This window comes from Croceibacterium soli (assembly GCF_009828065.1).
Taxonomy (GTDB): domain Bacteria; phylum Pseudomonadota; class Alphaproteobacteria; order Sphingomonadales; family Sphingomonadaceae; genus Croceibacterium_B; species Croceibacterium_B soli.
In genome coordinates this window covers 176,948-183,162 of sequence record NZ_WTYK01000007.1, presented here as the reverse complement: position 1 = coordinate 183,162, position 6,215 = coordinate 176,948, and the positions used below count along the sequence as shown (strand labels likewise).

The 6,215-nt window shown below is 67.8% G+C and carries 5 protein-coding genes; 4 read left to right on the top strand and 1 reads right to left on the bottom strand.

The genetic code is table 11. The features are described from left to right. Positions 1-211: 211 nt before the first annotated feature. Positions 212-691, bottom strand: coding sequence for a peroxiredoxin (locus tag GRI75_RS12430; RefSeq protein WP_160747313.1), 480 nt, complete (start codon positions 689-691; stop codon positions 212-214). A gap of 170 nt (positions 692-861) precedes the next feature. On the opposite strand from GRI75_RS12430, the gene ahcY reads away from it, so the two are divergent. The 4 genes from ahcY to GRI75_RS12410 all read left to right on the top strand — a co-directional run bounded on the left by ahcY (position 862) and on the right by GRI75_RS12410 (position 6,196). After that, positions 862-2,268: an adenosylhomocysteinase gene (gene ahcY / locus GRI75_RS12425; RefSeq protein ID WP_160747312.1), complete on the top strand. Its 1,407-nt coding sequence runs from the start codon at positions 862-864 to the stop codon at positions 2,266-2,268. An 82-nt stretch (positions 2,269-2,350) separates the two neighbouring features. Next, the gene (locus GRI75_RS12420) at positions 2,351-4,684 is read left to right on the top strand and encodes a sensor histidine kinase (protein WP_160747311.1); all 2,334 of its coding nucleotides are present in this window, start codon (positions 2,351-2,353) and stop codon (positions 4,682-4,684) included. Positions 4,685-4,787: 103 nt separating this feature from the next. Continuing rightward, on the top strand, positions 4,788-5,222 hold the full coding sequence (gene tsaE / locus GRI75_RS12415) for a tRNA (adenosine(37)-N6)-threonylcarbamoyltransferase complex ATPase subunit type 1 TsaE (protein ID WP_160747319.1): 435 nt from the start codon (positions 4,788-4,790) through the stop codon (positions 5,220-5,222). Then, positions 5,219-6,196, top strand: a complete 978-nt coding sequence (locus GRI75_RS12410) for an aminoglycoside phosphotransferase family protein (RefSeq protein WP_160747310.1) — start codon at positions 5,219-5,221, stop codon at positions 6,194-6,196. Before tsaE ends, GRI75_RS12410 begins: the two co-directional genes overlap by 4 nt. Positions 6,197-6,215: the final 19 nt, after the last annotated feature.

The window sequence follows — 6,215 nt, the reverse complement described above, 5'->3', positions numbered from 1 at the left end:
CGGGCTGGGGCCCCGCACATACCCCCCCCCCCTCCCTGGTTCTACCCCCGTGTCTTCGGCCACCCAACAAACCCCCCCCCGGGGGGGGGGGGGGGGCCCCCGCCGGGGGGGGGGGGGGGGGGCCTGGCCTGGGCGTACTGTAGAGCCAGGCCGCGCCCCCTCCGTCATCGCTGCGCGATGCCACCTCCCCCGGAGGGGGAGGATTTTAGGCTCAGAGCTGGCCGAGCATGTGCTCCGCGCTGGAGACCTTGAAGTCGCCCGGCTGCTCGACGTTGATCTCTTCGACCACGCCGTCGTTGACGATCATCGAGAAGCGCTGGCCGCGCTTGCCCAGGCCGAAGCCGCTGCCGTCCATCGTCAGCCCAACCGCTTCGGCGAATTCGCCGTTGCCGTCCGCCAGCATGGTGACGTCTTCCGATCCGGCAGACTGGTTCCAGGCGCCCAGCACGAACGCGTCGTTCACTGCGGTGCAGGCGATCTCGTCGACGCCCTTGGCCTTCAGATCAGCCGCCTTCTCGACATAACCCGGCAGGTGCTTGGCCGAGCAGGTCGGCGTAAAAGCGCCGGGCACGGAGAACAGCGCCACCTTCTTGCCGGCAAAATACTCGCTCGACTGGACCTTCTGCGGCCCTTCCGGCGTGGCCTTCACCAGCGTCACGTCGGGTATGCGGTCGCCCTTGGAAATCGTCATGTCGGTAGTTCCCTGTGTGGTCGTTTCCCGGCGAAGATAGGCGATTGCCGGGCCGGTGCAAGCGCCGCCCACGGCTTTACGCGGGCGGACAATTGCCTATATGTGCGCCCGACACGGCGAAGCATGGAGCCCCGGCTCGCCTCCACCCGCACTTCGCAGGAGAAAAGCACGTGGCCACTGCCGTTGCCGAGAAAGACCACATCGTCCAGGACATCACGCTCGCCGAGTACGGGCGCGCCGAGATCGAGATCGCCGAGATCGAAATGCCGGGCCTGATGGCCTTGCGTGAGGAATACGGCGCTTCGCAGCCGCTCAAGGGCGCGCGGATCACCGGCTCGCTGCACATGACGATCCAGACCGCGGTCCTTATGGAAACGCTGGTCGCGCTGGGCGCAGAGCTGCGCTGGGCGACCTGCAACATCTTCTCGACCCAGGACCACGCCGCGGCCGCGATGGCCGCGCAGGGCATTCCCACGTTCGCGATCAAGGGCGAGAGCCTGGCCGACTACTGGGATTATGTCGGCCGGATCTTCGACTGGGGCGACGACGAGACCTGCAACATGATCCTCGACGATGGCGGCGACGCCACGATGTTCGCGCTGTGGGGCGCGCGCGTCGAAGCGGGCGAAGCACTGTTCGAGCCGTCGAACGCCGAGGAGATCGAGTTCGCCCGCGCGCTGAAGGACTTCCTGCGCCGCAAGCCGGGTTATCTCACCAAGACGGTGCAGGCGATCAAGGGCGTCTCCGAAGAGACCACCACCGGCGTTCACCGCCTCTACAGCCTGGCCAAGCAGGGCAAGCTGCCGTTCCCGGCGATCAACGTGAACGACAGCGTGACCAAGTCGAAGTTCGACAACCTCTACGGCTGCAAGGAATCGCTGGTCGACGCGATCCGACGCGCCACCGACGTCATGCTGGCCGGCAAGGTCGCCTGCGTCGCCGGCTTCGGCGACGTCGGCAAGGGCTCGGCCGACTCGCTGCGCAACGGCGGCGCGCGCGTCATGGTCACCGAGATCGACCCGATCTGCGCTCTGCAGGCGGCGATGGAAGGCTATGAAGTCGTGACGATGGAAGAAGCGGTTGAACGCTGCGACATCTTCGTCACGGCCACCGGCAACGAGGACGTGATTACCGCCGAGCACATGAAGGCGATGAAGAACATGGCCATCGTCTGCAACATCGGCCACTTCGATTCCGAGATCCAGATCGGCCAGCTGGACAACTACGATTGGCAGGAAGTGAAGCCCGGCACCGACGTGGTCACCTTCCCGGACGGCAAGAAGATCATCGTGCTGGCCAAGGGCCGCCTGGTGAACCTCGGCTGCGCCACCGGCCACCCGAGCTTCGTGATGAGTTGCAGCTTCACCAACCAGGTGCTGGCGCAGATCGAGCTCTACACGAAGGGCGATCAGTACAAGAACGACGTCTACATCCTGCCCAAGCATCTCGACGAGAAGGTTGCGGCACTCCACCTCGACAAGCTCGGCGTGAAGCTCACCAAGCTCAGCCAGAAGCAGGCCGACTACATCGGCGTGCCGGCCCAGGGCCCGTTCAAGCCCGACCACTATCGCTATTGATCGACACGGCCCCTCCCGTTCGCGGGAGGGGTTCGCCGTGCCGCCCATTGCATCCGTTCCCGCCACCGAATAGCTGACGAGAATGGACCTCTCCCCCACAGCGCTGGTGCTGCTCGGGCTCCTGCTGGCCGGTTGGACCTTCGGGGCGGCCTGGCTGGCGCTGGAAGCCCGCAACCGCGCGCGCCAGGCCAAGGCTGCCCGCTCGACCGCGCGGCGTCTGACGCGGATGATCGACGATTCCCCGGCCGTGCCGCTGCTGGTCAAGGCCGACGGCAAGATCGAAGGGCCGGAGCGGCTCGCCGCCTGGCTCGGACTCGACCATCTTCCCGGCTACCTCAGCGAACTCGCGGCCGACGGCGCCGGTCTCTCGTCGCACGATTTGAGCGATCTCAGCGAAGCGGTGCGGCGGACGCAGAAAACCGCCGCGCCCTTCGGCATGGTGGTCTCGCCCGTCGGATCGAAGCGCAGCCTGGCCTTGCGCGGGCAGCTCGCAGATCCGGTGATCTCGGCGACCGGCGCGGCGCTCGTCTGGTGGTTCGACTTCTCGGAAAGCCAGGCCGAGCTGACCCGCATGCGCGCGGAGACCAAGCGCGCCCAACGGGATTTTGCCGCCCTTGTCGGCCTGATCGAAGCCGCGCCGATGCCGATGTGGTTCCGCGGGCCGGACATGAAGCTGCGCCTGGTCAACACCGCCTATGTCCAGGCCGTGGGCGCGGGCGACGCGGACACCGTGGTGCAGAAGCAGATCGAGCTGGTCGAGCAGGTCGACGGCCTCAGCGCGGCGCAGATCGCCAGCCAGGCGCGCGACCAGGACCTGCCGGTCGAGCGGATCGTCCAGGCGACCGTCGGCAGCCAGCGCCGGACCCTGCGGGTCAGCGACTTGCCGCTCGGGCAGGATGGGGTTGCCGGCTATGCCGTCGATATCGAGGAGATGGAGGAGCAGAGCCGCGCCTTTCGCGCGTTTCGCGAGGCGCAGCGCTCTATGCTCGACCAGCTCTCGATCGGCGTGGCGCAGTTCGATGCGGATCGGAGCCTGGCTTTCGCCAACCTGCCGTTCCAGCGCCTGTTCGCCATGTCCCCGTTGTACCACGTCGACCCGCCGAGCTTCGACCGCTTCCTCGACATGGCGCGAGACGCCGGGCGCCTGCCGGAGGCGCGCGACTTCCCGGCCTGGCGCCGCGAACTGGGCGAATGGTTCGCCGCCGGCGCCGCGCGGGAGGAAGCCTGGACGCTGAGCGACGGCACGCATCTCAGGATCGTGGCCCAGCCGATGCCCGACGGCGGCCTCGTGCTGCTGGCCGAGGATCGGACCGAGCAGCTGGCCCTCTCCGCCACCCGCGACACGCTGCTGCGCACTCGCACCGCCACCTTCGACAGCCTGTTCGAATCGCTCGCGGTGTTCGCGCCGGATGGGCGGCTGCAGCTTTGGAACCGGCTGTTCAGCACGATCTGGAAGCTGCCCGAGGAGTTCCTCGACGAGCATCCCCGGATCGAGGCGGTTCTGGAGCGGATCGCGCCGCGGCTCGCGCGTCCGGCGCAGCGCAAGGCGATCGGCGAGGTCGTCCGCGCGGCCACGCTCGACCGCCAGCAGCGGGGCGGACAGGTGCAGATGTCGGACGGCCGCACGCTCGAATTCGCCGGGGTCCCGCTGCCCGACGGCAACGGCCTGCTGACCGTGCTCGACATCACGGATTCGAAGAAGGCGGAAGATGCCTTGCGCGAACGAACCACGGCGCTGGAAGAGGCGGATGCGGTGAAGACCCGCTTCCTCGCCAACATGTCCTACGAATTCCGCACGCCGCTGACCTCGATCGGCGGCTTCGCCGAACTGCTGCAAAGTGGCGTCGCCGGCGAGCTTTCCGAACAGGCGCAGGAATATGTCGGCGCGATCCTCACGTCCGTCGAGCGGCTCGGGGCGCAGATCGAAAGCGTGCTCGACCTGACGCAAAGCGAGGCGGGCCTGCTGCCGATCGCGACCTCGGAAGTCGACTTGCTGCCGTTCGTAACGGACGTGGTGCGGGAGCGTGAGGAGGCTATCGAGGGCAAGAACCTCGCGTGCGACGTGCGCGGAGACAAGAGCGCGGGCGTCGTGCAGGCCGATCCGCGCCAGCTGGGCCGCGCGATCGGCAACCTGCTCGACAACGCCATCACAGCGACGCCGGAAGGCGGGCGCATTCTCGTGGCGCTTTCGCGGCCGAAGAAGGGCGTGCGAATCGTGATCTCCGACAACGGGCCGGGCATGAAGCCGAGCGAACTGGCCCGCGCGCTCGACGGGACCCGCACGGGCTCCGACGGCACACGCCGCACCGGGCTCGGCCTGCCGCTTGCCCGGCAGCTGATCGAAGGCCACGGCGGGCGCCTCGATCTCCAGAGCGAGCCCGGCGAGGGCACGACCGCGACGATCTGGCTGCCGTGAGGTCCGCAAACACCTCCGTTCGTGCTGAGCTTGTCGAAGCACGTGTGAGCAAGGTTTCGCCAGATCGCCCTTCGACAGGCTCAGGGCGAACGGGAGTGTGGGTTTGATCGTAGACTTGCCTGACCTCCTCTCAATGGAGGCGCTCGGGGCGCGTATTGCCAGGCTGTTGCAGCCGGGGGACGTGGTCGCGCTGTCGGGGCCGCTCGGCACCGGCAAGACCACGCTCGCCCGATCGGTGATCGCCGCCCTCGGTTACGCCGGGGACGTGCCGTCGCCGACTTTCACCATCGTCGAGACTTACGATCTCGATCCGCCGCTGGTCCATGCCGACTTCTACCGTCTGGAAAGCCCGCGCGAGGCGGAAGAACTGGGCCTGGACGACTATCGTGAAGGCGCGGCCCTGCTGGCTGAGTGGCCTGAGCGGGCAGGGGGCTTCGCGCACGAGCCGGGCTGCCTTTCGATCGAGCTCAAATTTGCGGACAGCGGGCGGCAGGCGATTGTCGAGCCGGGCGCCGATTGGCTAGGGCGCTGGGCATGACATCAGAGCTGCCCGCGGGCCTGCATTCGTTTCTCGAGACCGCCGGCTGGGGCCGGGCCGAGGTCGCGCCGCTGGCGGGGGACGCCAGCTTTCGCCGATACTTCCGCGTCCGCAGCGGCGGGCGCACCGCCATGTTGATGGACGCGCCGCCCCCGCACGAGGATCCGGGCCCGTTCCTGGACGTCGGCCAGTGGCTCGCCGGCCACGGCCACCGTGCCCCGGCGATCCATGCCGAGGACCGTTCGCGCGGGCTGGTGCTGATCGAAGACTTCGGCGACGACCGCATGCGCGACTGGCTCGACGAAAACCCGCAGGCCGAGGAAGAGACGTACGCCCGCGCGATTGACGCGCTGGTTCGTCTGCACGCTTCGCCGCCGGGCCCGTTCGCTCCTTACGACCTAGCTGTCTACCAGCGCGAAGCCGGCCTGTTCACCGAATGGTACTGCCAACTCCTAGAGTTGAGCGTCGACGAGGCCGGGTACAAGGCCGCCTGGGACGAGGTGCTCTCCCCGATGCTCCCGCGCCAGGATCCCGGCGTCACCGTGCTGCGCGATTATCACGCCGAGAACATCATGCTGCTGCCGGATGGCGAGCAGGGCCTGATCGATTTTCAGGACGCGCTCGTCGGCCATCCGGCTTACGACCTCGTGTCGCTGCTGCAGGACGCGCGGAGGGACGTCTCGCCGGAGCTCGAGCGGGCGATGCTCGACCGCTACCTCGGGCAGGTTGACGCGGACGAGCACTTCGAAGCCGATTATGCCCGGCTCGGCGCGCAGCGGAATGCGAAGATCGTCGGCATCTTCGCGCGGCTGTGGAAGCGCGACGGCAAGCCGCGCTACCTCGCCATGATCCCGCGCGTTTGGGACGCGCTCGAGCGGGACCTGAAGCATCCTGCCCTGGCGCCGGTCGCCGAATGGTTCGCTGTCAACATTCCGCAGGAAATCCGCGATACCAGCGGCGGGGAACTGTTTTGACCGACCTCGCCTGCACTTC

Coding starts and splice junctions, on each gene's coding strand:
- GRI75_RS12420 (WP_160747311.1), top strand. CDS start 2,351: ATGGACCTCTCCCCCACAGCGCTGGTGCTGCTCGGGCTCCTGCTGGCC.
- GRI75_RS12410 (WP_160747310.1), top strand. CDS start 5,219: ATGACATCAGAGCTGCCCGCGGGCCTGCATTCGTTTCTCGAGACCGCC.
- GRI75_RS12430 (WP_160747313.1), bottom strand. CDS start 691: ATGACGATTTCCAAGGGCGACCGCATACCCGACGTGACGCTGGTGAAG.